A 908-nucleotide genomic window follows, 5' to 3' on the forward strand; every position below is an offset into this window, starting at 1 on the left:
CTAAACTGGCTAATCAAGCTATTGTAGGTATTACGATTGGAGCAGTCTCAGAAGCTTTATTGCTTGCTGCAGAGGGTGGAGCAGACCCTGTGGCAGTTCGTAAGGCTTTGGGTGGCGGTTTCGCTGCTAGCCGCATATTAGAATTACACGGTCAACGAATCATTGATGGCAATTATGAACCTGGGGCGCGTAGCCGTGTTCAATTAAAAGACATGCGCACCATACTCGATGAAGCTCGATTACAAGGTTTGACCCTACCCCTGTCACAACGCACGCATGACGGCTATCTGTCGCTAATCGCTCATGGCAAAGAGAACATCGACCATAGCGGATTAATGGTAGAACTCGAACGCCTCAACAATACATCGCACTTTGCTGAGAACAAAGAAAATGCCTAAATTCGCGGCCAATATCACCATGCTATTTCAAGAACATGACTTTCTTGATCGTTTTAAAGCAGCGAAAGACAATGGCTTTCGCTACATAGAGTATTTGTTTCCTTATGATTATTCCGCTCAAGATCTTGTCTCAAGATTGCAAGATAACAATCTAGAACAAGTCTTGTTCAACTTGCCTCCCGGCGACTGGTCAAAAGGGGAGCGAGGCATCGCATGCCTACCTGATCGTAAAGACGAATTTCGACGAGATGTTGATCAAGCCATTCATTACGCCGAACAATTAAACGTCAAACAACTCAATTGCCTGTCAGGCTTAAAACCAAACGATTTGAGTGAAGAAGAAGCTGAATCATGCTGGCTGGAAAATATTCACTACGCAGCAAGTGCGCTCGAATCAGCCGGAATAAAACTACTAGTCGAAGCAATTAACTCTAAAGTCGATATGCCTGGTTTCTACCTCGATACCCTCGAAAAGAGCCAGTCATTAATTGATCAAGTTCAACACACAAA

General features: G+C 44.4%; 2 protein-coding genes. Both read left to right on the top strand.

The window, feature by feature from the left end; all coding sequences use genetic code 11:
- On the top strand, positions 1–398 hold a 398-nt coding region (locus A3739_RS15990), incomplete at its 5' end, for an NAD-binding protein (RefSeq protein WP_156502621.1).
- On the top strand, positions 391–908 hold a 518-nt coding region (locus A3739_RS15995), incomplete at its 3' end, for a hydroxypyruvate isomerase family protein (RefSeq protein ID WP_068502036.1). The genes A3739_RS15990 and A3739_RS15995, both read left to right, overlap by 8 nt.

The organism is Oleiphilus sp. HI0067 (assembly GCF_001635735.1).